Raw genomic sequence first — 26,522 nt, forward strand, 5'->3', positions numbered from 1 at the left:
AGGAAATATGGAGTCCCAGGTGCGTGGCGGGACCAGATGGAAGCGCTTCGCTGTGGTCATGGTGCCCAGCGTCGCCGCTACGGCATGTATAGGTGTCGCCCTCGCGCAGGGTGCACTGGCCGCGTCGTTCAGCGTGTCCGGTCAGTCGTTCAAGGTGACGGCCGACAAGCTCGAAGGCACGGGCTTCTCGCAGTACGGCGCGATCGACTCGGGTTACACCCTCGACGGCAAGAAGACGGCTCACGCCGTCGCCGTCTCGGCGTTCAAGAGCGCCTCGATCACGAACATGTGCCAGTCCGTGGTCACCCCGAACATCCCGCTGCTCGGTTCCGTCAGCCTCACGCTGAAGGCGGGCGGCGGCGGTAAGCCGGTCGAGGCAGAGAACCTGTACATCGACGTCGAGGACCTGAGCGCGGACGCCGTGTTCAAGGGCATCGACATCGGTGTGGCCGCGAAGGACGCCAACAAGGGTCCGGGCCTCAAGAGCGGTGACACGGCGAACCCGTACGGGTTCGCCCAGCAGGCGGACTCCGCCACGCTGACCGACGTGAAGCAGACGGCGTGGGCCACCACCGCCGGAACCTTCAAGCTCAGCGGCCTGAAGATGTCGCTGTCGACGGGTGTCAAGGAGTGCTACTAAGCACTCTCTGACGGGCGGGGGGGCCGGTGGCGCCCCCGCCCGTCCAGTCTGAAGCCCGGGGCTTCACCAGCACTTCGACTCACCACCACAGAAACGCCGCACCAGGGAGCTGTTTTCCATGAGCGCCGAGACCCCTGTCGCCCCCGGTCAGTTCACCCGCCGGAGGCAGCAGTTCCGCGCCTGGCGGGGCACCAGGCCGTTCTGGGCGGGCTTGTTCGTCCTCCTCGCCGGCTTCCCCATCGCCTACTTCCCTTACGCGCACCTCCAGGTGGGCCACCTGACGCTGGCGATGGCCACCACCGCGGGCGCGGGGTCGCTGATCATCGGCGTGCTGCTGGGCGTTCTGGGCATCAGTCTGTGGTTCCAGAAGCACGTACAGGTCTTCGCGGGAGTCGCGGCGATCCTGCTCGGTCTGGTCTCCATCCCGGTGTCGAACCTGGGCGGCTTCCTCATCGGCTTCCTGTTCGCGCTGATCGGCGGGGCGATGGCCGTGTCCTGGGTACCGGGCACGCCGCCCGCCCAGGCTCCGGCCCCCGAAGCCGGCGCGACCGCCGGAGGCGCCCCCGAGGGCGCGTTCCCCGCACCTCCCGCCGACGCGGGCGACCTCACCGAGAACCCGTACAGCACGGGCCCGGCCCCCATCGAGAAGCCGTCCTTCACGAAGGACGACCACGAGGCGGGCGAGCCGCACGATCTGCACGATCTGTCAGGAACGAGCCCGGCCAACGGGGCGAACGGGAGGCACAGTGCCGGCTGACGAGGTTTCCACCGGGAGCGATGTGGACGCTGCCCGCGTGAGAACCACCGGGCCGCGGCACGCGGCACCCAAGAAGCCGATCTTCACCAGGTTCCACATGCCGGCCGGCAAGGCGATAGCCCTGGCGGCCATGCCGACGGCGGTCCTCATGGGCATGGGGTTCACGCCGACCCTCGCCAACGCCGAAGACCAGCCGGCGTCCAAGAGCCTCACGATCGACGAGTACAAGGACTGTGTGGCGGCCCTGGAAGGCGCGGACGCCTCCGCGTCGGCCTCCCCGTCGCCGTCCGCCTCGGCGAGCGCGAGCGAATCGGCCGACGACTCCAAGGACGATTCCAAGGACGACTCGAAGGACGACTCGAAGGACACGTCGAGCGGTTCGGGCGACACGGGTGACTCCGGTTCGTCGGATTCAGGTTCCGACGACACGGCCGAGCCCGCTCCGGCCGCGTCCTCGGCGGCCGCCGCGCCCGACAAGTCGTCGACGTCCGGTGACACCGCGACGGCGAGCCCCTCGGCCTCCGCGACGGACAAGAACGTCCTGGAGACCATCGGCGACGCCATCACGGACCTCTTCGACGGCAACGACTCCGCCGCGACGGCCGGTTCGAGCCCGTCCCCGTCCCCGTCGGCTTCGGAGTCGGCGTCCACCGGCGGCTCGTCGTCGGACTCCGGCTCGGGTTCCTCCGGTTCCTCGGACAGCTCCGGCTCCTCCGACTCCGGCAAGGACGCGTCCGACACCTCCAAGGACACCACCGACGCCGTCACCGACACGGTGAAGGACACCGTCAAGGACGCCGCCGGCGAGGCCGAGGAGACCGCGAAGGACACCGAGGAGGCCGCCGGGGACGCCACGGCCTCGCCGAGTCCCTCGGAGAGCGCCGGCACGGACGCCGAGGACTGTCCCGCCGCCACGGACGACGAGGGCGGCATCGACAACAAGATCAGGCTGCCCGACGACCCCTGGTACCTGAACGCCAGTTCGCTGCTCCTCAAGGGCGCCGACTACCAGGGCATCGTCAAGGTGAAGACCGCCAACGGCACGGTCAAGGAGGTGCTGAAGTACGTCATCTCCGACGGCACCGACATCGGCGACCTGCACCAGACGGTGGACGACAAGCAGTCCGGCAAGACGTACCACGTGCAGGCGGGCAAGGGCACGACGTCCACCATCCGTGACGGCGACACGATCATGTACACGGAGAGCATCTCCGGCAACCTGTTCGGCCTGATACCCGTCACGTTCAGCCCGAAGAGCCCGCCGCCGCTGAACATCCCGCTGATCTACTTCACCAACGTGAAGGTCCAGCAGGCGGGCCAGCTCGGCGGCACGCTGACCGTCCCCGGTCTGCACCAGTACACGACCGGCTGAGCGGTACCGGCCGATCGTCCCCAGACCCGTCCGGGAGCCGCAACAAACGCTGAGGGCGCCCCCTTTCACAGGGGGCGCCCTCAGCGCCGTACTGGACCGCCCGGGGCGGCCGGGGTCACCCCGCTCAGTCGCGGGAGCCGCCACCGAGGTGGTGGACCCGGAGCATGTTGGTGGTGCCGGGCACGCCGGGGGGCGAGCCGGCGGTGATGATGACGATCTCGCCGGGGCTGAAGCGGTTGATCTTGGCGATCTGCTGGTCGACCATGTCGACCATTTCGTCGGTGCTGTTCACGAACGGCACGATGTGCGACTCGACGCCCCAGCTGAGCGCCAGCTGGTTGCGGGTGCCCTCGTCGGTGGTGAAGGCGATGATCGGCTGGGAGGCGCGGTAGCGCGACAGCCGGCGGGCGGTGTCGCCGGACTGGGTGAACGCCACCAGGCCCCGGCCGCCGAGGAAGTCGGAGATCTCGCACGCGGCGCGCGCGATCGAACCACCCTGCGTGCGCGGCTTCTTGCCCGGAACGAGCGGCTGGAGACCCTTGCTGAGCAGCTCCTGCTCGGCCGCGGTGACGATCTTCGACATCGTCTTCACGGTCTCGATCGGGTACGCGCCCACGCTCGACTCGGCGGACAGCATGACCGCGTCCGCGCCGTCCAGGATCGCGTTGGCCACGTCGGAGGCCTCGGCGCGGGTCGGACGGGAGTTGGTGATCATCGACTCCATCATCTGGGTCGCCACGATCACCGGCTTGGCGTTGCGCCGGCACAGCTCGATGAGGCGCTTCTGCACCATGGGGACCTTCTCGAGCGGGTACTCGACGGCCAGGTCGCCACGGGCCACCATGACGGCGTCGAACGCCGCGACGACGTCCTCCATGTTCTCCACGGCCTGCGGCTTCTCCACCTTGGCGATGACGGGGACCCGGCGGCCCTCCTCGTCCATCACCCGGTGGACGTCGGCCACGTCCTTGGCGTCCCGCACGAAGGACAGCGCGACCAGGTCGGCGCCCATCCGCAGCGCGAACCGCAGGTCGTCGATGTCCTTCTCGCTCAGCGCGGGCACGTTGACGGCCGTGCCGGGCAGGTTGATGCCCTTGTGGTCGGAGATGACGCCGCCCTCGATGACGATCGTCTTCACCCGGGCGCCCTCGACGTCCAGGACCTTCAGCTCGACGTTGCCGTCGTTGATGAGGATCTGGTCGCCGCGGGAGACGTCGCCCGGCAGGCCCTTGTACGTCGTGCCGCAGATCGTCTTGTCGCCGGGGACGTCCTCGGTGGTGATGGTGAACTCGTCACCGCGCACCAGCTCGACGGGACCCTCGGCGAAGGTCTCGAGACGGATCTTCGGGCCCTGGAGGTCGGCGAGGACACCGATGGCCCGGCCGGTCTCCTTGGCGGCGGCCCGGACCCGGTCGTAGCGGCCCTGGTGCTCGGCGTGCGAGCCGTGGCTGAAGTTGAAGCGGGCCACGTTCATGCCGGCTTCGATCAGCGACACGAGCATTTCGTGGGAGTCGACCGCGGGGCCGAGAGTACAGACGATTTTCGAACGGCGCATGGGGCGATCCTATCGGTTTGTTTCGCTACGGAATATTCCGTCTGGTGGAAGATACAAATGAGAGGGGTTGTGCTCAGTTGCTTTCCTGCTCAGTTTGTCGTTTTCACCAGTGCGTAGGTCTGTGTGGCGATCTCCAGTTCCTCGTCCGTCGGGACCACGGCGACCGCCACCCGCGCGCCGGCGGGCGAGATCAGCCGCGGCTCGTCACCGCGTACCGCGTTCAGCTCGTCGTCCACCGCCAGGCCCAGGGAACCCAGGCCCGCCACGGCCGCCTCCCGCACCGGCGCCGCGTTCTCCCCGACCCCGGCGGTGAACGCGACCGCGTCCACGTGCCCGAGTACGGCGTAATAGGCGCCGATGTACTTCTTCAGCCGGTGAATGTAGATGTCGAACGCGAGCTTCGCCCGCTCGTCACCCTCGTCGATCCGGCGCCGGATCTCCCGCATGTCGTTGTCACCGCACAGCCCGATCAGCCCGCTCTTCTTGTTGAGAAGAGTGTCGATTTCGTCGATGGACATTTCACCAACACGCGCCAAATGGAAGATGACGGCCGGATCGGTGTCCCCGGAGCGCGTACCCATCACGAGCCCCTCCAAGGGCGTCAGCCCCATCGAGGTGTCCACGCACCGGCCCTTCTCGACGGCCGAGGCGGACGCGCCGTTGCCCAGATGCAGCACGATGACGTTCACCTCTTCGGGTGCCTTGCCCAGCAGCTTCGCCGTCGCCCGGGAGACGTACGCGTGCGAGGTCCCGTGGAAGCCGTACCGCCGCACCCGGTGCGCGTCCGCGGTCTCGACATCGATCGCGTAGCGGGCCGCCGCCTCCGGCATCGTGGTGTGGAACGCGGTGTCGAAGACGGCGACCTGGGGCAGGTCGGGGCGCAGCGCCGTCGCGGTGCGGATGCCGGTGAGGTTGGCCGGGTTGTGCAGCGGGGCGACCGGGATCAGCCGCTCGATCTCGGCGAGGACGGCGTCGTCGATCACGGTCGGCTCGGTGAAGTGCTTGCCGCCGTGCACGACCCGGTGCCCGATGGCGGCGAGTTCGGGGGAGTCGAGGCCCAGTCCGTCCTTCGCGAGCTCCTCCGCCACGGCCTTCAGCGCGGCGTCGTGGTCGGCGATCGGCCCGGTCCACTCACGGCTCCCGCCGCCGGTCGCGAGGGGCGTGTGCCTGAGCCGGGAGGACTGCTCACCGATCCGCTCGACGAGCCCGCTCGCCAGCCGGCCGCTGTCCCGCATGTCGAGCAGTTGGTACTTCACCGACGAGGAGCCGGAGTTGAGGACGAGGACACGGGTGGCAGTCACTGCTGGGAAGCCTTCTCGCTCGGGGTCTGGGCCTGGATCGCCGTGATGGCGACGGTGTTGACGATGTCCTGGACCAGGGCGCCCCGGGACAGGTCGTTGACCGGCTTGCGCAGACCCTGGAGCACCGGTCCGACCGCGATCGCGCCGGCCGAACGCTGCACGGCCTTGTAGGTGTTGTTGCCGGTGTTCAGGTCGGGGAAGATCAACACGCTTGCCTGGCCCGCGACTTCGGAGCCCGGCAGCTTGGTCGCGGCGACCGTCGGCTCCACGGCGGCGTCGTACTGGATCGGCCCCTCGATCCTCAGGTCGGGGCGCCGCTCGCGGACGAGCTTCGTCGCCTCCCGCACCTTGTCGACGTCGGCGCCCGAGCCGGACGTACCGGTGGAGTACGACAGCATCGCGATCCGCGGCTCCACACCGAACTGGGCGGCGGTCGCGGCCGCCTGGATGGCGATGTCGGCGAGCTGCTCGGCGTCCGGGTCGGGGTTCACGGCGCAGTCGCCGTACACGAGGACCTTGTCGGCCAGGCACATGAAGAAGACGGACGAGACGATGTCGGCGTCCGGCTTCGTCTTGATGATCTCGAAGGCGGGCCGGATGGTGGCGGCCGTGGAGTGCACCGACCCGGAGACCATGCCGTCGGCGAGGCCTTCCTGGACCATGAGCGTGCCGAAGTAGTTCACGTCCGAGACGACGTCGTACGCCAGCTCCACCGTGACACCCTTGTGGGCCCGCAACCTGGCGTACTTCTCGGCGAAGGTGTCGCGCAGCTCGGAGGTGGCCGGGTCGATCAGCGAGCAGTCGCCGAGGTCGATGCCGAGGTCGGCTGCCTTCTTGCGGATCTGGTCGACCGGCCCGAGGAGCGTCAGGTCGCAGACACCCCGGCGCAGCAGCACCTCGGCCGCGTGCAGCACGCGCTCCTCGGTCCCCTCCGGCAGGACGACCCGGCGCTTGTCGACGCGGGCCTGCTCCAGGAGCTTGTGCTCGAACATCATCGGGGTGACGCGGTCGGTGCTCGGCGCGGAGACGCGGCTGAGCAGATCGACCGTGTCCACATACCGCTCGAACAGCCCCAGCGCGGTCTCGGCCTTGCGCGGGGTGGCCGCGTTCAGCTTGCCCTCGAGGGAGAACAGCTGCTCGGCCGTGGGAAAGCTGTTGCCGGGAACCGAGACGACGGGCGTGCCGGGGGCGAGGCGGGCGGCGAGGGTGAGGATCTCGGCACTGGGCACCTCGTCGAGGGTGAGCAGCAGTCCGGCGATCGGCGGGGTGCCGGCGCTGTGCGCGGCCAGCGAGCCGATGACCAGGTCGGCGCGGTCTCCCGGGGTGACGACCAGGCAGCCCGGGGTCAGCGCGTTGAGGAAGTTCGGCAGCATGGCCCCGCCGAAGACGAAGTCGAGCGCGTCACGGGCCAGCCCGGAGTCGTCGCCGAGCAGCACCCTCGCGCCCAGCGCTTGGCTGATCTGCGCGACGGTCGGCGCGGAGAGCGCGGGCTCGTCGGGCAGCACGTAACAGGGCACGGGCAGCCGGGTCGCGAGCCGGGCGGCGATCTCCTCCCGGTCTTCCGGGGCCACCCGGTTGGTCACCATGGCGAGGACGTCGCAGCCGAGCGCCTCGTACGCCCGGCAGGCGTTGCGGGTCTCGGCGAACACGGACTCCACGGTCTGCTTGCGGCCGCCGACGACCGGGATCACGGACGCGCCGAACTCGTTCGCGAGGCGCGCGTTGAGGGCGAGTTCGTCCGGGAACTGGGTGTCGGCGTAGTCCGTCCCCAGGACGAGGACGACGTCGTAGTCGCGGGCGACGCGGTGGAACCGCTCGACGAGGGTGGAGACCAGTTCGTCCGTCCCCTGTTCCGCCTGGAGGGCGGACGCCTCGTGGTAGTCCATGCCGTAGACGGTGGCCGGATCCTGCGCCAGCCGGTAGCGCGCACGCAGCAGCTCGAAGAGCCGGTCGGGCCCGTCGTGGACGAGGGGACGGAACACGCCGACCCGGTCGACCTGCCGGGTCAGGAGCTCCATGACTCCCAGCTCGACGACCTGACGGCCGTCGCCGCGATCGATTCCGGTCACGTACACGCTGCGGGTCACGCGAGCTCTCCGTCTCTGTGCAGGGGCCTGAGTGAACGGGGCACAAAAATCGCCCACCTAGGTGAGCAGATCCCTCTTGACAATACCTCTGGCCGTAGTTAAGGCGCCCGTCAAGCGACAGCCCGCTCGGCGGCGTGAAACAATCGAATCTGGCTCACCGGTACCAACAGCGAGCAGGAGACACAGCACGATGCGCATCGGAGTTCTCACCGCAGGTGGCGACTGCCCCGGCCTGAACGCAGTGATCCGGTCGGTCGTGCACCGCGCCGTCGACAACTACGGCGACGAGGTGATCGGCTTCGAGGACGGCTACGCGGGCCTGCTGGACGGCCGTTACCGCGGCCTCGACCTCAACGCGGTCAGCGGCATCCTGGCCCGCGGCGGCACCATTCTCGGCTCGTCCCGCCTGGAGCGCGACCGGCTGCGCGAGGCCTGCGAGAGCGCCTCCGACATGATCCACGACTTCGGCATCGACGCGCTGATCCCGATCGGCGGCGAGGGCACGCTGACGGCGGCGCGGATGCTGTCGGACGCCGGCCTGCCGGTGGTGGGCGTGCCGAAGACGATCGACAACGACATCTCGTCGACGGACCGCACGTTCGGCTTCGACACGGCGGTGGGCGTCGCGACGGAGGCGATGGACCGCCTCAAGACCACGGCGGAGTCCCACCAGCGGGTGATGGTGGTCGAGGTCATGGGCCGGCACGCGGGCTGGATCGCGCTGGAGTCCGGCATGGCCGCGGGCGCGCACGGGATCTGCCTCCCGGAGCGGCCCTTCGACCCCGCCGACCTGGTGAAGATGGTCGAGGAGCGGTTCGCGCGCGGCAAGAAGTTCGCCGTGATCTGCGTCGCGGAAGGCGCCCACCCGGCCGACGGCACCATGGACTACAGCAAGGGCGCGATCGACCAGTTCGGTCACGAGCGCTTCCAGGGCATCGGCACCGCGCTGGCCTACGAGCTGGAGAAGCGGCTCGGCAAGGAGGCCCGACCGGTGATCCTCGGCCACGTCCAGCGTGGCGGAGTCCCGACGGCGTACGACCGTGTCCTGGCGACCCGCTTCGGCTGGCACGCGGTGGAGGCGGCGCACCGGGGCCAGTTCGGGCGGATGACCGCGCTGCGCGGGACGGACGTCGTGATGGTGCCGCTGGCGGAGGCCGTGACCGAGCTGAAGACGGTGCCCAAGGACCGGATCGTCGAGGCGGAGTCGGTCTTCTAGGGCGGACCCCCGGGGCGCCGCTTCGCGGACACGGCCTAGGCGGTCCGGTTCTCCAGGCTCGTCCAGAAGGTGTCGACGATCCGGTCGAGGAAGTCCCGTCCGGCGTCGCTCGCCTCCCCGGCCGCGCTGCCGCCGCCCCAGCTCAGCGTGGCGGCCATCTGCCTCTGGTAGTCCTGGTGCAGCTCCTGGAGGGTCTCCTCCAGGAGCCGCCGGTCCAGGGGCACGATCCTGCCCACGGGTTTGACGTACGCCTGCCAGCGGGTGCGGGCGGCGGTGCGCAGCAGGTCCGCGAGCTTGGCCTCGAGGCCGGTGACGGTGACCAGGTCGGGCAGCGAGAGGTCGAGCAGCTCGGCGAGGGCCGCGGACTGCCGGTCCGTGCCGCGCCACTGCCCGCTCTCCTCCATCCGCGTGTACTCCAGGAACCCGTGTCCCACGGCCCGGGCGACGTCCTCGGGGGCGAAGCCCCGGGCGACGCGGTGTTCGCGCAGGGTGCGCGGCCTGCCGATCAGTTCACCCGGGGAACACCACAACACGCCCGCGAGAGCCGTGAGTTCGGGATGCGTGGGGGTGAGTGCCCCGCGTTCCCAGGCGATGACGAGATCGGGGGTGGCGTGCGGCAGGGCGTAGGAGGCGCGCAGTCCGTGGGCGACGTGGTCAGGGGTCATGCCGAGGGCGGCGCGGAGCCTGCGGGCGGCGGGAGCGTTGAAGGGGGGACCTGGCTGACGGGTGTGGGCTGGAGGTCTGGGCACGGGGGACAAGGTAGGGGGCCCAGGGTGTGGTGACTACAGGGTGTTTGGACATAGTCACCGGTTGTAGGAACCTACGGTGGTGACCGGTCGGTCAGTTGCAACGGGGCCGGTTGTGCCGGGGTTAGCTGTGCCGGGTGATCTTTCCGACGACCGGCCCGTAGTAGGTACCGCCCTGGAAGGTGATGGTGTCGCCGCCGGTGCCGGTGCCGGTGCGGGTGCCCGTATCCGCACCTGTAGCTGCGCCGCCGGGTCGGGACTCCTCCTGGAGGCCGGGGGCGTTCCGTGGACGGGGGTCGTGCTTGCGCAGGACCGCCACCGCGACCTTGGCCGCCTGCCCCGCCGCCAGCTCCTGCGACCCCTCCGCGTCGGCCGTGCTCTTCCCGGCGTCGGCGAGGTCGCTGATGCCCCGGATGACCAGGGCGTCCAGCCGGCCGCCGAGATGCGCCGCGTGGGACGCCCCGGAGCCCTCCATCTCGATGGCGTACGCGTCGTTGTACGTCCGTCGGATGTGATCCCGCAGCGCGGACCGTTCGTCGGCCAGCACGACGTCCCCGCAGGCGATCGGCTTGCGGTGGGCCCGCACCCCGTCCAGGTCCCGCAGCGCCGAGCGGGCCGCCTGGACCAGGCGGTGCGAGCCGTGCCAGACCTCCGGGCGGGCCAGGAAACCCTGCGGGGTCTGCTTGCCGCCGTGTACGGCGTAGACCTTGGTGCCGACGACGACGTCACCGAGCCGCAGGTCGTCCTTGAGGCCGCCCGCGACGCCCACGAAGAGCAGGCACTCGGGGGCCAGCGCGGAGACGATACGGGTGGTGAGCGCGGCCGTGGTCAGGGCACCCTCGCCCAGCTCGGCGAGCGCCACCGTCCAGCCCGTACCGGCGAGCCGGCCCCGTTCGAGACGGGTTCCGTCGTCGAGGACGACTTCGTCGAGGGACGCTGATTCCAGGAGGGCGCGCACGGCGTCGTACTCGACGGGAAGCGCGGTGAGGACCACGGCGATGGGTTCGGTCTCGGGCACCCCTTTAAGGTACTGCCAGGATCATCGGGGGAGGGGGCGGTCACCATGGCCGAACAGGACGTCAGCGCCGGGCAGTTGCTGCTCGCCGAGTACCAGACCGTCAAGGACGAGCAGAAGGCGCGGATCGGGTTCCGGGACAACCTGCTGTACGTGACCCTGGCGGTGGTGGCTGCGGTGATCGCCGCGGCGGCCCAGGCCGAACGGACGTCGATGCTGCTGGCGTTGCCGCCGGTGTGCGTGGTGCTGGGGTGGACCTACCTGGTCAACGACGAGAAGATCTCGGCCGTCGGGAGGTACGTGCGCCAGGAGTTGGCGCCGAGGCTCGCCGAACTGGCCGGGACCGAGGCGGCGTTCCGGTGGGAGACCTACCACCGGACCGGTCCCGGGCGGATCTCCCGGAAGATCGCGCAGTGCGCGGTCGACCTGCTGGCGTTCTGCGTCGTGCCGACGGCCGCGCTGGTCGTGTACTGGGGCGGGGGACAGGTGTCGGCGGGGCTGCTGGTGCTGTCCGTGGCCGAGGCGGGAGCGGTGGCGGGGCTGGGCGTGTTCGTCGTGCGCTACGCGATGCCGTTCGGGGGCGGCGGTGCGTGAGGGGTGCGTGAGGGTGGTGGCCGTGAGCCGTGAGCGTGATCGTGGTGGTGAGCGAAGGCGGCGGCGGTGGGTTGCGGTGGGCGACGATGGCCGCCGGGCGTCGTGGTAGCCAGCCGTGGCCGGTGGCCAGGGGTCAGGGGGCGCGGATGTCACTTTCCGCGGGTTGTCCGCACCCAGCGGTAGACCAGTTCCGGCCTTCCCACCTGCCCGTACAGCGGTTTCCGCTCGGCTCTCCCCGCCTCCACCAGATGCTCCAGATAGCGCCGGGCCGTGATGCGTGAGATGCCCACCGACTCGGCGACCCCCGCGGCGGTCAGCCCCTGCTCCGCCTCCCGTACGGTCTCCGTCACCCGCTCCAGCGTGGGCGCGCTCAGCCCCTTGGGCAGCGCGGCGGGTCCCGGCGCGCGCAGGGTCGCCAGCGCCCGGTCGACCTCGTCCTGGCCGCTCGCCTCGCCCGCGGCCCCCCGGAACTCGGCGTACCGCACCAGCCGGTCCCGAAGCGTGGCGAAGGTGAAGGGCTTCAGCACGTACTGCACGACGCCGAGCGACACGCCCTCGCGCACCACCGTCAGGTCCCGCGCCGACGTCACCGCTATCACGTCCGCGTGATACCCCGCCGCGCGCAGCGAGCGGGCCAGCTGGAGCCCGTGCGCGTCGGGCAGGTGCAGGTCCAGCAGCAGCAGGTCGACCGGGGTGCGGTCGAGCAGGCGCCGGGCCTCCGCCCCGGTGTGCGCCTTGCCCACGGCGACGAACCCCGGAACCCGGCCCACGTACATGACATGGGCGTCCGCGGCGACCGGATCGTCCTCCACGATCAGCACTCTGATCGGCTCTTCGCTCGTCATCGCCTGCCTCCAGACCCCGGCACGGACCCGTCGGCACCGGGCCCCTCGACACCGGACCTGGTGGCACCGGATGCCGCAGCACCGGAGGCGGCGACACCGGAGGCCGCCGCCGCGGTCGGCAACGGCAGGCGCACCAGGAACTCGGCTCCGCCACCCGCGGCCTCCGCCACCGACAGCGTTCCCGCGTGCCGCTGCACCGCCTGCCGGACCAGCGCCAGCCCGAGGCCGCGCCCGCCCGGCCCGGCCGGCTTCGTCGAGAAGCCGCGTTCGAAGACCAGGGTGGCGTGCGCGGGATCCACTCCCGCTCCCGTGTCCGCCACCCGCAGCAGCAGCTCGGCGCCCTCCGTGGCGGCGGTCACCGTCACCTGCGCCCGGGTGCTGCCCTGCGCCGCGTCCACCGCGTTGTCGATGAGGTTGCCCAGGATCGTCACCAGGTCCCTGGCGGGGAGCGACTCCGGCAGCAGGCCGTCGTCCAGGGTGCTCTCCTGCGACACCACCAGCTCCACGCCCCGCTCGTTCGCCTGGGCCGTCTTGCCCAGCAGCAGGGCCGCCAGGACCGGCTCACTGACCGCCGCGACCACCTGGTCCGTCAGCGCCTGGGCCAGTTCCAGTTCCGCCGTGGCGAAGTCCACCGCCTCCTCCGCCCGGCCCAGCTCGATCAGCGAGACCACGGTGTGCAGGCGGTTCGCCGCCTCGTGGGCCTGTGAGCGCAGCGCCTGAGTGAAGCCGCGTTCGGAGTCCAACTCACCCATCACGGACTGGAGTTCGGTCACATCGCGCAGGGTGACCACGCTGCCCCTGCGCTCGCCGCCCGAGACCGGGGACGTGTTGACGACGAGCACCCGGTCCGCCGTCAGGTGCACCTCGTCCACCCGGGGCTCCGAGGAGAGCAGCGCGCCCGTCAGCGGGGCCGGCAGACCCAGTTCCGCGACCGACATGCCCACCACCTCTCCCGAGACGCCCAGCAGCTCCCGGCCCCCGTCGTTGATCAGCGCCACCTTGTACTGTCCGTCCAGCATCAGCAACCCCTCCCGCACCGCGTGCAGTGCGGCCTGGTGGTAGTCGTGCATATGGCTCAGCTCGGTCGCGTTCATGCCATGGGTGTGGCGGCGCAGGGACGCGTTGATGACGTACGTGCCGATCGCGCCGAGGGCGAGGGCGCCGCCGGCCACCGCGAACAGGGCCGTCACCTGGTCCTGCACCCGCTTGCTGATCGACTCGACCTTGATCCCCGCGCTGACCAGGCCGATGATCGTGCCGTCGTCCTCGATCGGGGTGACCGCGCGGACGGACGCGCCGAGGGTGCCGGTGTAGGTCTCGGTGAAGGTGTCGCCCTTCAGGGCCTTCGCCGTGTTGCCGCGGAAGCGCTGGCCGATCTGGGTCTTGTCCGGGTGGGTCCAGCGGATGCCCTCCGGGTTCATGATCGTGACGAAGTCGACCTCCGTGTCCCTCATGACCCGCAGGGCGTACGGCTGGAGCTCGGCGGTGGGCTTCGCGGTCCGTATCGCCGCCTGCACGGAGGGTGAGTCGGCGACCGATCGGGCCACGGCCGTGGCCTGGCGGCCCGCCGCCTCCTCGGCCTGGTTGCGGTCGCTGACGTAGGTGAACAGCGCGTATCCCGCGACGAGCACCGCTATCAGCACCGCCTGCATGGCGAAGAGCTGGCCGGCCAGGCTGCGAGGTCTCGGCAGAGCGGGGATGCGCATGTCGTCAGTGTGCCCCCGGCGTTAAGTGTGAACTAAATGAACGGAAGGGTGACCGCCCTCACAGGGCGGGAGATAGTCACGGCAATCCCCCATAAACCCCGGACGTGAGCCGCACGCCGGTGATGCCGACGAAGACGTCAAGGAGGGCAGCCGTGGCCGCCAGCAGCACCCCCGATACGGCACCTGCCGCACCCGCGGTCAAGCGGGACCGCACCCACTACCTGTACATCGCGGTGATCGTCGCGGTCGCCCTCGGCATCGCCGTGGGTCTCGCGGCCCCCGACTTCGCCGTCGAGCTGAAGCCCATCGGGACCGGGTTCGTCAACCTGATCAAGATGATGATCTCGCCGATCATCTTCTGCACGATCGTGCTGGGCATCGGGTCCGTACGGAAGGCCGCCAAGGTCGGCGCCGTCGGCGGCATCGCCCTCGGCTACTTCATGGTCATGTCGCTGGTCGCCCTCGGAATCGGCCTCGTCGTCGGCAACATCCTGGAGCCGGGCACGGGCCTCGCCATCACGGACGCCGTGAAGGAGACCGGGCAGGCGCAGGTCTCGCCTGAGGCCAAGGACACCACCGAGTTCCTGCTCGGCATCATCCCCACCACGATCGTCTCCGCCTTCACCGAGGGCGAGGTCCTCCAGACCCTCCTCATCGCCCTGCTCTGCGGCTTCGCGCTGCAGGCCATGGGCAGGGCCGGCCAGCCGGTGCTGCGCGGTGTCGAGCACATCCAGCGCCTCGTCTTCCGCGTCCTCGCGATGGTGATGTGGGCCGCTCCGATCGGTGCCTTCGGCGCCATGGCCGCGGTCGTCGGCTCGTCGGGCGTGGACGCGCTCAAGAGCCTCGCCGTGCTGATGCTCGGCTTCTACGCCACCTGTTTCCTCTTCGTCTTCATCGTGCTCGGCGCGCTGCTGAAGGCCGTCTCGGGTCTGAACATCCTCTCCCTGTTCAAGTACCTGGCCCGGGAGTTCCTGCTGATCCTGTCCACCTCCTCCTCCGAGTCCGCGCTGCCGCGGCTCATCGCGAAGATGGAGCACCTGGGTGTCAGCAAGCCCGTCGTCGGCATCACCGTCCCGACCGGCTACTCCTTCAACCTCGACGGCACCATGATCTACATGACCATGGCATCCCTGTTCATCGCCGACGCCATGGGTACGCCGATGTCGCTCGGCGAGCAGATCCCGCTGCTGCTCTTCCTGTTCGTCGCCTCCAAGGGCGCGGCCGGTGTCACCGGCGCCGGCATGGCGACCCTGGCCGGCGGTCTCCAGTCCCACAAGCCCGCCCTGGTGGACGGCATCGGCCTCATCGTCGGCATCGACCGCTTCATGAGCGAGGCCCGCGCCCTCACCAACTTCGCGGGCAACGCCGTCGCCACCGTCCTGATCGGCACCTGGACGAAGGAGATCGACAAGGAGCGCGTCCGCGTGGTGCTCGCCGGCGGACTGCCCTTCGACGAGAAGACCCTGCTCGACGACGACGGGGACGGCGTGGAGACCGTCCCGGCGGATGTGCCGGAGCAGCGCGAGGGCGGCGAGAAGGAACTCGCCAAGGCCTAGGCCTCCCGACTCCGGGTGTCCGGCTCCGCCTGAACCGGAGCCGGACACCCGGGCCACCACCCCACCCTCTCCGGGCGGCCGAGCACTCCCCCGTGGCCCGGCCGCCCGGTCTCCGCTTTCCGCGCTTCCCCTCTGACCTTCCCCCCGGCAACGCCCCGCTACGCGGGGCGTTGCCGTCGGCGGTGGTGCCGCACCGACTCGTTCAGGCGGGCCAGTTGGCTCCCGGTCAGGCGGAGGTCGGTCGCCGCCGCCGAGTCGCGTATCGACCGGGGGCGGCTCGCGCCCGGGATGGGGATCACCGCGGGGGAGCGGGACAGGAGCCAGGCGAGGCAGAGCTGTTGGGGGCTGACGCCCAGCTCCGGGGCCAGTTCGTGGAAGGCGCCGAGGCTGTCGGAAGGCTCCTCGGCGGGTCCGTCCAGGGAGCTGCGGGAGATACCGCCCAGCGGGCTCCACGGGAGGAACGCCAGTCCCAGTCCGGCCGCCAGCCGCAGTTCGGGCTCGCTGTCGCCGACGGCGGGGGAGTAGCGGTTCTGGACCGACACGAGCCGGTCGCCGAGGATCGCGTGGGCCCGGCGAATCTGGTCCGTGTCCGTGTTGGAGAGGCCTGCCAGCCTGATCTTCCCCTCGTCGAGCAGGTCCCGCAGCGCCCCCACGGATTCCTCGAAGGGGATCGCCGGGTCGGGCTTGTGGAGCTGGTACAGCCCGATCGCCTCGACGCCGAGCCGCCGCAGGGAGGCCTCCGCGGCCGCCTTCAGATGGCGGGGATCGCCGTTCACCGTCCAGTCCGCCGCGCCGCCGCCCGGCCTGCCCCGGCCGCCCTTCGTCGCCACGAGCACCCGGGAGGTGTCACCGCCGTGGGTGGCGAGCGCGTGGGCCACGAGCCGTTCGTTGTGGCCGGGCTCCGCGCCCGGCAGGTGGTAGGAGTCGGCCGTGTCCAGCAGGGTCACGCCCGCGTCCAGCGCCGCGTGGACCGTCGCCAGGGCACGGGCCCGGTCGGGGCGGCCCTCGATGGACAGCGGCATCGCGCCGAGCCCGATCGCGCTCACGCGGATGCCGCCGAGTGTGCGGTGCCGCACGTCAGTTCACCGCCCCCAGGGTCTCGTCGGCCGCGCGCGGCAGCCACTGCCGTACGTTGCCGAAGGTGAACCCGAGCCGGGTGGCACGGGTGTTGTCCATGCCGTAGAAGCGGCGGAAGGAGAGCGGGGACACCTCGCCGACCTCGACCTCCTGGAACACCGCCCGGCCGTCGGGGACCCGCGCGGCCACCGCCTCGCACAGCTCGTGCGTGGTCAGCGTCCCGTGCGAGGCCGCGTTGACCGGGCCGGTGAAGTCCTGGCCCACCGTCCAGAACAGGAAGTCGGCGATCTCCTCGACATGGATGTACGTCGCCGGACGGTTCGCCGTCGGCACGGTGATCGGCTCCCCCGCGCGGATGCGGGAGGCGTAGTGCTCCAGCCGTCCCGTGAAGTCGTCGCCCCCGCCCAGCACATGGGCGACGCGGACGGCCACATGGGGGAACGCCGGCTCCGCCGCGAACACCGCCTCCGCCTGCCGCTTGCCCTCGCCGTAGTGGGAGTCGCGGAATCCCGGTTCGTCCCAGGGGAGTTCGAGGTCGACCCGGACGTCCAGCGGATCGACGTCCTGCTCCCGCACGAAGGCGACGGAGTCCTCGTACTCGTAGACCTCGACCGTCGACGTCAGCACGTAACGCCGGGTGCGGCCGGCGAACACCCGGCGGGCGATCGCCGCCTGCCGCGGGGTGTAGCAGACCTGGTCGACGACGACGTCGAAGGCGCGTGAGCCGAGCGCCGAGTCCAGCGCGTTCTCGTCGTCGCGGTCGGCGATCAGGTGGGTCGCGCCCGGAGGCGGCGCGGACGAACCGCGATTCAGTACCGTCACCCGGTCCCCGGCGGCCAGCAGGCGGGCGATCAGCCGCTTTCCGAAATAACGGTTTCCGCCGATGACCAATACCTCACGGGCATTTCCGCGCCGGCCCTCCACCTCCCGGCCCTCCACCTCCCGGGCTGTCACCTCCTGGGCCGCCACCTCCCGGGCCTTTACCTCCTGCGTCATTTCCATGACCATGATTCTCCCGGCGTACACGCCTGTCCTGAAGGGGTAACCATGGGAGTTCCGGCCGTCGCACCGAAAGAACCTCGGCATTCGCGGGCCGCCGCCGACGAAACGTCGGTGGCCTTCGACGCGCTGGACCGGCAGATCCTGGAACTGCTCCAGACCGACGGCCGGATCAAGCTCAGCGAGCTGGGCCGCCGGGTGCGGCTGAGCCCGGCGGCGGTGACCGAACGGGTGCGGCGACTGGAGGCCGCGGGGGTCATCGGCGGCTACGGCGCGCACGTCAGCCCCGCCCGGCTCGGCTACGGCATCCAGGCGTTCATCCGGGTCGACCCGCACGGCGGCTACACGCTGAAGCACCCGAGGACCCTGGAGCTGATCGAACGCCCCGAGATCACCGAGGTCCACCACGTGGTGGGGGAGGACTGCTGGATCCTCAAGGTCGCCGTCCGGGACACCGTCCACCTGGAGGGCGTTCTCGAGGCGGTCTCGGCCCTCGGGCGTACGACGACGTCGATCGTGCTCACCTCGCCGGTCGAGCGGAAACCGCTCTTGCCTTGACGTGGGCGTCAAGCCTTACGTTCGTAGGCATGCGCATCGGCGAGCTGGCCGCACGGGCCGGGACCACCACCCGGACGCTGCGGTACTACGAGTCGCGCGGGCTGCTGCCCGCGCGGCGCGGCGACAACGGGTACCGGACGTACGACGAGGGCGATCTGCGGCTGTTGCGGCAGATCAGGACGCTCCAGGACTTCGGGTTCGACCTGGAGGAGACCCGTCCCTTCGTGGAGTGTCTGCGGGCCGGGCACCCGGAGGGCGACTCCTGCCCGGCGTCGCTCGCGGTCTACCGGCGCAAGCTGGACGAGCTGGACGCGCTCATCGGAGAGCTGCGGGCGGTGCGGGAGACGGTCGCCGGGCAGCTGGTGCGGGCCGAGCTGGCGCGCGACGAGCTGGCCGCGGAGGCGCGGGTTCCGGGGGGTCCGGAGCCCGAGTGCGAACTGGGAGGGCGGCAACGGTGATCAAGGCGGACGGGGTGGCCGAGGTGACGGACGCGGATTTCGGGGCGGAGGTGCTGGGCGCGGACCTGCCGGTGCTGGTGGAGTTCACCGCCGACTGGTGTCCGCCGTGCCGGCAGATGGGGCCGGTGCTCACCGCGCTCGCCGCCGAGGAGGGCGAGCGGCTGAAGGTGGTGCAATTGGACGTGGACACCAACCCGGAGACCACCAACGCCTACAAGGTGCTGTCGATGCCGACCTTCATGGTGTTCCGGGCCGGTGAGCCCGTGAAGTCGATGGTGGGCGCCCGGCCCAAGCGCCGGCTGCTGGCGGAGCTCGACGAGGTCCTGTGAGCACGCGGTGAGCTGACCGGCCGGAGACACGGCACACCACGAAGAAATCCCCCGAGCAATTGCGCTCGGGGGATTTCTCTGCGTATATTCGATGATTCGCGACTTCACCTGAATGAAGTCGCAAAGAAGCTCAGTGAGCACAGTATATGCGGGCGGGAGTGGAATTGTCAAACGCCGACTTTCCGGACAGTGAATTGCGCTGCGAGCAGGAATTCATCGACAACCTGTACGCGCGCGTGGACGCACTGCGCGGCGACACCGAGGGCGCCGTCACCGACGCGCTGGCCCAGGGCAACACGCCCATGCAGGCCCGGCTCGAGCGGGACATCCTCGTCGCCGAACGTTCCGGGCTGCTCGCCGCGCTGAACGCGGTGGACGGCTCCCTCTGTTTCGGCCGCATCGACCTCACCTCCGGCACCAACCACCACATCGGACGCATCGGCCTGCGTGCCGAGGACGCCGAGCGCACCCCGGTCCTCATCGACTGGCGCGCCGATGTCGCCCGCCCCTTCTATCTGGCCACCGGTCACACCCCGATGGGACTGCGCAGGCGCCGGCACCTCACCACCGAGGGCCGCCGCGTCACCGCCCTGCACGACGAGATCCTCGACATCGGCGACGCCACCCGCACCGGTCACGAGGACCCGACCGGCGACGCCGTGCTGCTCGCCGCGATCGACTCCGCGCGCACCGGCCGGATGAGCGACATCGTGCAGACCATCCAGGCCGAGCAGGACGAGATCATCCGGGCGCCCCACCGAGGCGTCCTGGTGGTGGAGGGCGGGCCCGGCACCGGCAAGACGGCCGTCGCGCTGCACCGCGCCGCCTATCTCCTCTACGAACACCGGGAACTGCTCGCCAAGCGGGCCGTCCTGATCGTCGGCCCCAACCCCGCCTTCCTCGGCTACATCGGCGAGGTGCTGCCCTCGCTGGGCGAGACCGGTGTGCTGCTGGCGACGGTCGGCGAACTCTTTCCCGGCGTGAAGGCGACGGCGACCGACACCCGGGCGGCGGCGGCCGTGAAGGGCCGCGCCGACATGGCGGACGTACTCGCCGACGTCGTACGCGACTGGCAGGCGCTGCCCGATCCGGTGATCGCGATCGGGCACGACCGCGAGATCCTCATGCTGGACGACGGCCTGGTGAACATGGCCCGCGAGCGCACCCGGGCCGCCCGGCTGCCGCACAACGCGGCCCGCGAGATCTTCGAGGGCCACATCCTCAACACGCTCACCGACATGGTCTCCGAACGCATCGGCACGGACCCCTACGACGGCTCCAACCTGCTCGACCCGAGCGACATCACCCAGATCCGCGACGAACTCGCCGACAACCCCGAGGTCTGGGCCGCCATCGACCAGCTGTGGCCGCGCCTGACCCCGCAGCGGCTGGTCGCCGACTTCCTCGCCGACCCCGTGGGCTACGTCTCGGACGACGACGCGGCCGCCATCCGCCGCCCGGTGACCCGGGCCTGGACCGTGGCGGACGTACCGCTGCTGGACGAGGCGGCCGAACTGCTCGGCGAGGACGACCGGGTGGCGCGGGCCCGCGCGGACCGCGAGCGGGAGACCCAGGTCGCCTACGCGCAGGGCGTCCTGGACGTCTCGTACGCCTCCCGCACCTACGAGTTCGAGGACAAGCACGAGGAGGACTCCGAGGTCCTGTCCGCGCACGACATCATCGACGCCGAACGCTTCGCCGAACGCCACGAGGAGGACGACCACCGCAGCGCCGCCGAACGCGCGGCCGCGGACCGCACCTGGGCGTTCGGGCACATCATCGTCGACGAGGCGCAGGAGCTGTCGCCGATGGCCTGGCGGCTGCTGATGCGGCGCAGCCCCACCCGCTCGATGACCCTGGTCGGCGACCCGGCGCAGACCGCCGAGGCGGCCGGCGTCGGCTCCTGGTCCGAGATCCTCCGGCCGTACGTCGAGGACCGCTGGGAGCACACCCGGCTCGGCGTCAACTACCGGACCCCGGCCGAGATCATGGACGTGGCCGCGGCGGTGGTCCGCGCGGAACACCCCGGCTTCGAGCCGCCGAGTTCGGTGCGGTCGACCGGCGTACGGCCGTGGGCGCGCGCCACCGACGACCTCCCCGGCGCGGTCGCCGAGGCGGTCGGCGAGCTCACCCCCGCCGAGGGCCGGCTCGCCGTCATCGCCCCCCGCGACCTGCACCGGAAGCTGGCGGCCCGGCTGGACGGGGTGACGGCGGGCGCCGAGCCGGACCTGACCCGGAGCGTCGTCCTGCTCGACCCGCGCCAGTCGAAGGGCCTGGAGTTCGACTCCGTGCTGGTGGTGGAGCCTTCGCGGTACGGCACCAGCGACCTGTACGTGGCGCTGACCCGGGCGACGCAGCGGCTGGGGGTGCTGCACACCAGGACCCTCCCGAAGGCGCTGGCCGCGGCCCTCGGGGGGACCTCCGGCGCGACGCGGGACCGGCAGGGCATGACCGTCGCGCCCTGATCACCGCGGCGCACGGCCGGTGCGGTGAGCGTGTGCGGCGGGGATCCCCGCCACCCGCACGCCGACGCACCGGCCGGCACCCTGCCGGGCACCGGCCGGCCGACGCGCACCCGGGTCGTTGTCCCGGGGCAGGGCTCAGGCAGGCCGCAGCCACACCGTCGCCAGCGGCGGCAGCGTCAGCCGGACGCTCGCCGGCCGGCCGTGATGACCCTGCGGCTCCGGTTTGACCGGGTCGGGATGGGCGACACCGCTGCCGCCGTAGCCGGCCGCGTCGGTGTTGAGGACCTCGTGCCAGGCCGGGACGTCGTCCGGCGCGCCGAGCCGGTAGTCGTGGCGGACGACCGGGGAGAGGTTGGAGACGGACAGCAGCGGGGAGCCCTCGGCGTCGTACCGCAGGAAGGCGAACACGTTGTCCTCGGCCGCGTCCCCGACCACCCACTGGAAACCGGCGGGGTCGGTGTCCTGCTGCCAGAGGGCCGGCGCCGCGCGGTAGACGGTGTTCAGATCGCGGACCAGGTCCCTGACGCCCCGGTGGTCGGCCTCGGCGCCGTAGGCCGGATCCAGCAGCCACCAGTCGGGGCCGTGGGCCTCGGACCACTCCGCCCCCTGGGCGAACTCCTGCCCCATGAAGAGGAGTTGCTTGCCCGGGTGAGCCCACATGAACGCCAGGTACGCCCGCAGCGCGGCGCGCTGCTGCCACCAGTCACCGGGCATCTTCGACACCAGCGAGCGCTTCCCGTGCACCACCTCGTCGTGCGAGATGGGCAGCACGTAGTTCTCGCTGTAGGCGTACACCATCGAGAAGGTCATCTCGTGGTGGTGGTACCTGCGGTGCACCGGCTCGTGGCTCATGTACTCCAGCGAGTCGTGCATCCAGCCCATGTTCCACTTCAGCCCGAAGCCGAGCCCGCCGAAGCCGCTCGGGCCCGCGTGGTGGGTGGCCCGCGTGACACCGTCCCAGGCGGTGGACTCCTCCGCGATCGTGACGACCCCGGGACTGCGGCGGTAGACCGTCGCGTTCATCTCCTGGAGGAACGCCACCGCGTCCAGGTTCTCCCGGCCCCCGTGCTCGTTCGGGGTCCACTGGCCCGGCTCGCGCGAGTAGTCGAGATACAGCATCGAGGCGACGGCGTCCACGCGCAGCCCGTCGATGTGGAACTCCTCGCACCAGTAGACGGCGTTGGCCACCAGGAAGTTGCGCACCTCGCGCCGCCCGAAGTCGAACTCCAGCGTCCCCCAGTCGGGATGCGCGGCGCGCAGCGGGTCCTCGTGCTCGTACAGCGGACGCCCGTCGAACTCCGCGAGGGCCCACTCGTCGCGCGGGAAGTGCGCCGGCACCCAGTCCATCAGGACGCCGATACCGGCCCGGTGCAGCGCGTCCACCAGGAACTTGAAGTCGTCGGGTGTGCCGAGCCGGGCGGTGGGCGCGTAGAAACCGGTGACCTGGTAGCCCCACGAACCGCCGAACGGATGCTCGGCGACCGGCATCAGCTCGACATGCGTGAAGCCGAGGTCCCGCACGTACGCGGGCAGTTGATCGGCCAGTTGCCGGTAGGTGAGTCCCGGCCGCCAGGAGGCCAGATGGAGCTCGTAGACGGAGAACGGGGCCTCGTGCACGGGTATCTCGGCCCGCCGGGCCAGCCACTCCGCGTCGCCCCACTCGTGGTGCGAGGCGTGCACGACCGACGAGGTCGCCGGCGGCACCTCGGTGCGCCGCGCCATCGGGTCGGCCCGGAGGGTGTGCGATCCGTCGGGGCGGGTGATGTCGAACTTGTACAGCTCGCCCTCGCCGATCCCGGGCACGAACAGCTCCCAGACCCCGGACGAGCCCAGCGACCGCATCGGGTACCCCGTGCCGTCCCAGAAGTTGAAGGTGCCGGCCAGCCGTACCCCGCGCGCGTTGGGCGCCCACACGGAGAAGGCGGTGCCGCTCACGCCCTGGTGGGTCGTCGGGCGCGCGCCGAGCACCGTCCACAACTGCTCGTGCCGGCCCTCGCCGATCAGGTGCAGGTCCAGGTCGCCCAGCGTCGGCAGGAACCGGTAGGCGTCCTCCGTCTCCACGGTGGTGCTCTCGTACGCCACCAGGAGCCGGTGGACCGGGGCCTCCGTCAGCGGCAGCAGACCGGAGAAGAAGCCGTCGCCGTCGTCGTGGAGTTCGGCGCGCAGGTCGCCCGCCAGCACCGTGACGGACCGTGCGTACGGGCGCAGCGCCCGGAAGACGATCCCGCCGGGCACCGGATGCGCGCCCAGGACGGCGTGCGGATCGTGATGGGTGCCGTGCAGCAGGCGTTCACGGTCGGCGAAGCCGACAGCGGGATCGATGACGGCGTCCGGTGCGGGCACGGTGTCGGCGGCGGGACCGGTGTCGGCCTCGGGGCCGGTGTCCACGGTGAGCTTCACCGATTCGGTCGCGACGGCCTCCTCGGCTGCCGCAGGCGCTGCCGTTCCTTGTGCCGCCGTTCCCCGTGCCGCCGTTTCCGGCGCTGCCGCTGCGGCCGTCGCCGCCACCTCCGCCGCCTCCGCCGCCGACGTCTCCTCGGCCTTCTTGCCCGCCGCCTTCTTGCCCGGCGTCTTCTCGACAGCCGTCTTCTCGGACGCCGCTTTCCTGCCCGTCGTCTTCTTCCTCGCCGCCTTGTCGGCCGCCGCCTTCTCGGTCGCCGCTTTCTTCGCGGTGGCCTTCTTCTTCGGGGGAGTCACGTACGGAGCCTCCTCAAGGCAGGTCGGGTGCGGCGAGGCGGTGTATCGCGGAAAGGGGTACGGGGAGCCAGTCGGGGCGGTGCCGTGCCTCGTAGACCACCTCGTAGACCGCCTTGTCCGTCTCGTGGGCCCGCAACAGCACGGGGTCGGTGCGCGGATCGACGCCCGCCACCTCGGCGTACCCGGAACAGTAGGCCGCCCGGCAGGCGTGTGCCCAGGCCGGGGCGGGCGGATCCGCCGAGTGGGCGGCGTAGTCGAAGGAGCGCAGCATGCCCGCCACGTCCCGCACGGTCGGCTGGGGCATCCGCCGCTCGGCCAGCGGCCTGGCGGGCTCCCCCTCGAAGTCGATCAGCGACCACTGCCCGGAGGGCGAGCGCAGGCACTGCCCGAGATGCAGATCGCCGTGGACGCGCTGGGCGGTCCAGGTGTGGCCCTCGGCCGCGAGGTCGGCCAGCGCGGTGAAGGCGGTGCGCAGCGCCGGCGCGTACGGGCGCAGCGCGGGCACCGCCTGCGCGGCGGCGTCCAGCCGCCCGGTCATGCCGTCCACCATCGGCCGTATCTGCGCCTGCCCCAGGGTCGCGGTGGGCAGCGCCCGGGCCAGCGCCCCGTGCACCTCGGCGGTGGCCCGCCCCAGTGCTCTCGCCTCGGCGGCGAAGTCCTCGCCCTTGGCCAGTTCCCGCAGCGCCAGCTCCCAGCCGTCCGCCGCGCCCTGCACATACGGCTGGAGCACGGCCAGGACGTACGCCTCGCCCTCGCCCTCACCCGGGTCCCCGTACATCCACGCGGTCGGCGCGGGCACCCGGGGGCATCCTTCGCGGGCCAGCGCCAGCGGCAGCTCCAGGTCGGGGTTGACGCCCGGCACGACCCGGCGCAACAGCTTCAGAATGAACGTATCTCCATAGATGACGGACGAGTTCGACTGCTCGCCGGTCAGCCGGCGCGGGACCAGCCCGGACCGGATCTCCTGCCCGGGATCCCGCTCGCAGCGCAGCCCGCCGATCCGGGCCCCGGTGCGCAGTGCCTCCAGCAGCACCTCGGCGGGCCGGGTGTCGTAGAGGGCGTCGAACACGGTCCGCCCGGCCAGCGGACCCTGGGTCACATGACCGATGAGCGCGGGCGCCAGCCGGGGCGGCAGGGCCTCGCGTGCGCCGATCAGGAGCTGGTAGCAGTCGCCGGGCACCGCCGGCTGATGGGCGCGTACCAGCAGGTGGTACAGCCCCAGTCTGGTGTGGGCCGGCAGCAGCTCGGTGGCCGCCACCAGAGAGAACCCGGTGACCGGACGTCCCTTGCCGGCGAACCAGCGCTGCCGGGGCAGCCACTCCCGCAGCAGGGGGTCCAGCGAAGCGAGGAGGCCGGGGTCGGTCCGGCCGGAAAGTGTGACAGTCGCCGCCATAGGTGTCACATTCCTTTCCCCGGGTGTCGGGGTCGGGGCGTTACTGATGCGTGCCCCGGGCGGGGCGGCGGAAACCGCCCCGCCCGGGGTTCGACGCCGCGGACACGGCCTAGGCCGCGTCCCTGCGCAGCCTGAACCAGTAGAAGCCGTGGCCCGCCATGGTGAGCAGGTACGGCAGGTCACCGACCGCCGGGAAGCGCACCCCGCCGAACAGCTCCACCGGGTAGCGCCCCTTGAACCGGCTCAGGTCCAGTTCCGTGGGCTGCGCGAACCGCGAGAAGTTGTGCACGCACAGCACCAGGTCGTCCTCTCCCTCCTTGGTCAGGGGGGCCTCGCGCAGGAAGGCGAGGACGGCCGGGTTGGAGGACTGGAGTTCGGTGTAGGTCCCGAGGCCGAAGGCGGGGTTCTGCTTGCGGATNGTCAGGGGGGCCTCGCGCAGGAAGGCGAGGACGGCCGGGTTGGAGGACTGGAGTTCGGTGTAGGTCCCGAGGCCGAAGGCGGGGTTCTGCTTGCGGATCTCGATCATGCGCCGGGTCCAGTGCAGCAGCGAGGAGGGCGACGACATCGACGCCTCGACGTTGGTGACCTGGTACCCGTAGACCGGATCCATGATGGTCGGCAGGACGAGCCGCCCGGGGTCACAGGAGGAAAAACCTGCGTTGCGATCGGGTGTCCACTGCATGGGGGTGCGGACGGCGTCGCGGTCGCCGAGCCAGATGTTGTCGCCCATGCCGATCTCGTCGCCGTAGTAGAGGATCGGCGAGCCGGGCAGGGAGAGCAGCAGGGCGGTGAAGAGCTCGATCTGGTTGCGGTCGTTGTCGAGGAGGGGTGCGAGGCGGCGGCGGATGCCGATGTTGGCGCGCATGCGCGGGTCTTTGGCGTATTCCGCGTACATGTAGTCGCGTTCCTCGTCGGTGACCATTTCGAGGGTGAGCTCGTCGTGGTTGCGCAGGAAGATGCCCCACTGGCAGCGGGAGGGGATCGCGGGGGTCTTSGCGAGGATTTCGGAGACCGGGTAGCGCGATTCCCTGCGGACCGCCATGAAGATGCGGGGCATGACGGGGAAGTGGAACGCCATGTGGCATTCGTCGCCGCCGGAGGCGTAGTCGCCGAAGTAGTCGACGACGTCCTCCGGCCACTGGTTGGCCTCGGCGAG

Annotated in this window: 22 protein-coding genes and 1 pseudogene; 10 read left to right on the forward strand and 13 right to left on the reverse strand. The window is 70.9% G+C overall.

The genetic code is table 11. The annotated features are described in order from the left end of the window. Positions 1 to 7 precede the first annotated feature (7 nt). From ASD48_RS22980 to ASD48_RS22990, 3 genes are all read left to right on the forward strand, one after another. Positions 8 to 640 carry a DUF6230 family protein gene (locus ASD48_RS22980; protein ID WP_057603490.1) on the forward strand — a complete coding sequence of 211 codons (633 nt, stop codon included), beginning with the start codon at positions 8 to 10 and terminating at the stop codon, positions 638 to 640. Positions 641 to 758: 118 nt separating this feature from the next. Next, positions 759 to 1,397 (forward strand): DUF6114 domain-containing protein, encoded by a 639-nt coding sequence (locus ASD48_RS22985; protein WP_057603491.1) that lies wholly within the window; start codon positions 759 to 761, stop codon positions 1,395 to 1,397. Continuing rightward, complete coding sequence (locus tag ASD48_RS22990) at positions 1,387 to 2,769, forward strand: hypothetical protein (RefSeq protein ID WP_057603492.1); 1,383 nt, start codon at positions 1,387 to 1,389, stop codon at positions 2,767 to 2,769. The genes ASD48_RS22985 and ASD48_RS22990 overlap by 11 nt, the downstream gene beginning before the upstream one ends. Before the next feature lie 124 nt (positions 2,770 to 2,893). Here ASD48_RS22990 and pyk read toward each other — a convergent pair whose 3' ends face one another. From pyk to pta, 3 genes are all read right to left on the reverse strand, one after another. Beyond that, a complete protein-coding gene (gene pyk, locus ASD48_RS22995; protein WP_057603493.1) occupies positions 2,894 to 4,324 on the reverse strand; it encodes a pyruvate kinase in 1,431 nt (476 codons plus the stop codon). Positions 4,325 to 4,413: 89 nt separating this feature from the next. After that, positions 4,414 to 5,625, reverse strand: coding sequence for an acetate kinase (locus ASD48_RS23000; RefSeq protein WP_057603494.1), 1,212 nt, complete (start codon positions 5,623 to 5,625; stop codon positions 4,414 to 4,416). After that, entirely contained in the window at positions 5,622 to 7,712 is a 2,091-nt protein-coding gene (gene pta / locus ASD48_RS23005; RefSeq protein WP_057603495.1) for a phosphate acetyltransferase, read from the reverse strand. The genes ASD48_RS23000 and pta overlap by 4 nt, the downstream gene beginning before the upstream one ends. A 190-nt stretch (positions 7,713 to 7,902) precedes the next feature. Here pta and ASD48_RS23010 point away from each other — a divergent pair, with 190 nt between their 5' ends. Next, entirely contained in the window at positions 7,903 to 8,928 is a 1,026-nt protein-coding gene (locus ASD48_RS23010; RefSeq protein WP_054239866.1) for an ATP-dependent 6-phosphofructokinase, read from the forward strand. 35 nt (positions 8,929 to 8,963) lie between these two features. Here ASD48_RS23010 and ASD48_RS23015 read toward each other — a convergent pair whose 3' ends face one another. Further along, positions 8,964 to 9,686 (reverse strand): transcriptional regulator, encoded by a 723-nt coding sequence (locus ASD48_RS23015; protein ID WP_079073912.1) that lies wholly within the window; start codon positions 9,684 to 9,686, stop codon positions 8,964 to 8,966. 112 nt (positions 9,687 to 9,798) lie between these two features. Beyond that, a complete protein-coding gene (locus tag ASD48_RS23020; protein ID WP_057603497.1) occupies positions 9,799 to 10,692 on the reverse strand; it encodes a 5'-methylthioadenosine/S-adenosylhomocysteine nucleosidase in 894 nt (297 codons plus the stop codon). A gap of 45 nt (positions 10,693 to 10,737) precedes the next feature. On the opposite strand from ASD48_RS23020, the gene ASD48_RS23025 reads away from it, so the two are divergent. Next, entirely contained in the window at positions 10,738 to 11,283 is a 546-nt protein-coding gene (locus tag ASD48_RS23025) for a hypothetical protein (RefSeq protein ID WP_057603498.1), read from the forward strand. 149 nt (positions 11,284 to 11,432) lie between these two features. Here ASD48_RS23025 and ASD48_RS23030 read toward each other — a convergent pair whose 3' ends face one another. Both ASD48_RS23030 and ASD48_RS23035 read right to left on the reverse strand, forming a co-directional pair. Beyond that, positions 11,433 to 12,128 (reverse strand): response regulator, encoded by a 696-nt coding sequence (locus ASD48_RS23030; RefSeq protein WP_057603499.1) that lies wholly within the window; start codon positions 12,126 to 12,128, stop codon positions 11,433 to 11,435. Next, positions 12,125 to 13,834 carry a sensor histidine kinase gene (locus tag ASD48_RS23035; RefSeq protein WP_057603500.1) on the reverse strand — a complete coding sequence of 570 codons (1,710 nt, stop codon included), beginning with the start codon at positions 13,832 to 13,834 and terminating at the stop codon, positions 12,125 to 12,127. The genes ASD48_RS23030 and ASD48_RS23035 overlap by 4 nt, the downstream gene beginning before the upstream one ends. 122 nt (positions 13,835 to 13,956) lie before the next feature. On the opposite strand from ASD48_RS23035, the gene ASD48_RS23040 reads away from it, so the two are divergent. After that, the gene (locus tag ASD48_RS23040) at positions 13,957 to 15,390 is read left to right on the forward strand and encodes a cation:dicarboxylase symporter family transporter (protein WP_057603593.1); all 1,434 of its coding nucleotides are present in this window, start codon (positions 13,957 to 13,959) and stop codon (positions 15,388 to 15,390) included. A 158-nt stretch (positions 15,391 to 15,548) separates the two neighbouring features. Here the strand turns inward: ASD48_RS23040 and ASD48_RS23045 are convergent, their stop codons facing one another. Together ASD48_RS23045 and ASD48_RS23050 are read right to left on the reverse strand one after the other, a co-directional pair. Continuing rightward, positions 15,549 to 16,466, reverse strand: a complete 918-nt coding sequence (locus ASD48_RS23045) for an aldo/keto reductase (RefSeq protein ID WP_057603501.1) — start codon at positions 16,464 to 16,466, stop codon at positions 15,549 to 15,551. Between the two features lies 1 nt (position 16,467). Next, on the reverse strand, positions 16,468 to 17,463 hold the full coding sequence (locus ASD48_RS23050) for an NAD-dependent epimerase/dehydratase family protein (protein WP_242432678.1): 996 nt from the start codon (positions 17,461 to 17,463) through the stop codon (positions 16,468 to 16,470). A 51-nt stretch (positions 17,464 to 17,514) separates the two neighbouring features. On the opposite strand from ASD48_RS23050, the gene ASD48_RS23055 reads away from it, so the two are divergent. The 4 genes from ASD48_RS23055 (at position 17,515) to ASD48_RS23070 (ending at position 21,276) form a co-directional block, all read left to right on the forward strand. Next, complete coding sequence (locus tag ASD48_RS23055; protein ID WP_199875903.1) at positions 17,515 to 18,024, forward strand: Lrp/AsnC family transcriptional regulator; 510 nt, start codon at positions 17,515 to 17,517, stop codon at positions 18,022 to 18,024. A gap of 29 nt (positions 18,025 to 18,053) precedes the next feature. Continuing rightward, a complete protein-coding gene (locus tag ASD48_RS23060) occupies positions 18,054 to 18,482 on the forward strand; it encodes a MerR family transcriptional regulator (protein ID WP_057603503.1) in 429 nt (142 codons plus the stop codon). Beyond that, positions 18,479 to 18,811 (forward strand): thioredoxin domain-containing protein, encoded by a 333-nt coding sequence (locus tag ASD48_RS23065; RefSeq protein ID WP_282438255.1) that lies wholly within the window; start codon positions 18,479 to 18,481, stop codon positions 18,809 to 18,811. Before ASD48_RS23060 ends, ASD48_RS23065 begins: the two co-directional genes overlap by 4 nt. Positions 18,812 to 18,957: 146 nt before the next feature. Then, positions 18,958 to 21,276: a UvrD-helicase domain-containing protein gene (locus ASD48_RS23070; RefSeq protein WP_079073913.1), complete on the forward strand. Its 2,319-nt coding sequence runs from the start codon at positions 18,958 to 18,960 to the stop codon at positions 21,274 to 21,276. 135 nt (positions 21,277 to 21,411) lie between these two features. Here ASD48_RS23070 and glgB read toward each other — a convergent pair whose 3' ends face one another. From glgB to ASD48_RS45350, 4 genes and pseudogenes are all read right to left on the reverse strand, one after another. Then, positions 21,412 to 23,973 (reverse strand): 1,4-alpha-glucan branching enzyme, encoded by a 2,562-nt coding sequence (glgB, locus tag ASD48_RS23075; RefSeq protein WP_242432679.1) that lies wholly within the window; start codon positions 23,971 to 23,973, stop codon positions 21,412 to 21,414. Between the two features lie 13 nt (positions 23,974 to 23,986). Then, positions 23,987 to 25,366, reverse strand: a complete 1,380-nt coding sequence (locus tag ASD48_RS23080) for a phosphotransferase (RefSeq protein WP_199875905.1) — start codon at positions 25,364 to 25,366, stop codon at positions 23,987 to 23,989. 109 nt (positions 25,367 to 25,475) lie between these two features. After that, positions 25,476 to 25,784 (reverse strand): alpha-glucosidase C-terminal domain-containing protein (locus ASD48_RS45010; protein ID WP_206780416.1); only part of this gene is annotated, 309 nt, incomplete at its 5' end. A gap of 1 nt (position 25,785) precedes the next feature. Then, positions 25,786 to 26,522: pseudogene (locus ASD48_RS45350) on the reverse strand (alpha-amylase family glycosyl hydrolase); the annotation flags it as partial.

It is taken from the genome of Streptomyces sp. Root1310 (genome assembly GCF_001426425.1).
Taxonomy (GTDB): Bacteria; Actinomycetota; Actinomycetes; order Streptomycetales; family Streptomycetaceae; genus Streptomyces.

Coding starts and splice junctions, on each gene's coding strand:
- ASD48_RS22980 (WP_057603490.1), top strand. CDS start 8: ATGGAGTCCCAGGTGCGTGGCGGGACCAGATGGAAGCGCTTCGCTGTG.
- ASD48_RS22985 (WP_057603491.1), top strand. CDS start 759: ATGAGCGCCGAGACCCCTGTCGCCCCCGGTCAGTTCACCCGCCGGAGG.
- pyk (WP_057603493.1), bottom strand. CDS start 4,324: ATGCGCCGTTCGAAAATCGTCTGTACTCTCGGCCCCGCGGTCGACTCC.
- ASD48_RS23010 (WP_054239866.1), top strand. CDS start 7,903: ATGCGCATCGGAGTTCTCACCGCAGGTGGCGACTGCCCCGGCCTGAAC.
- ASD48_RS23025 (WP_057603498.1), top strand. CDS start 10,738: ATGGCCGAACAGGACGTCAGCGCCGGGCAGTTGCTGCTCGCCGAGTAC.
- ASD48_RS23030 (WP_057603499.1), bottom strand. CDS start 12,128: ATGACGAGCGAAGAGCCGATCAGAGTGCTGATCGTGGAGGACGATCCG.
- ASD48_RS23035 (WP_057603500.1), bottom strand. CDS start 13,834: ATGCGCATCCCCGCTCTGCCGAGACCTCGCAGCCTGGCCGGCCAGCTC.
- ASD48_RS23040 (WP_057603593.1), top strand. CDS start 13,957: ATGCCGACGAAGACGTCAAGGAGGGCAGCCGTGGCCGCCAGCAGCACC.
- ASD48_RS23050 (WP_242432678.1), bottom strand. CDS start 17,463: ATGACGCAGGAGGTAAAGGCCCGGGAGGTGGCGGCCCAGGAGGTGACA.
- ASD48_RS23055 (WP_199875903.1), top strand. CDS start 17,515: ATGGGAGTTCCGGCCGTCGCACCGAAAGAACCTCGGCATTCGCGGGCC.
- ASD48_RS23060 (WP_057603503.1), top strand. CDS start 18,054: ATGCGCATCGGCGAGCTGGCCGCACGGGCCGGGACCACCACCCGGACG.
- ASD48_RS23070 (WP_079073913.1), top strand. CDS start 18,958: ATGCGGGCGGGAGTGGAATTGTCAAACGCCGACTTTCCGGACAGTGAA.
- ASD48_RS23080 (WP_199875905.1), bottom strand. CDS start 25,366: ATGGCGGCGACTGTCACACTTTCCGGCCGGACCGACCCCGGCCTCCTC.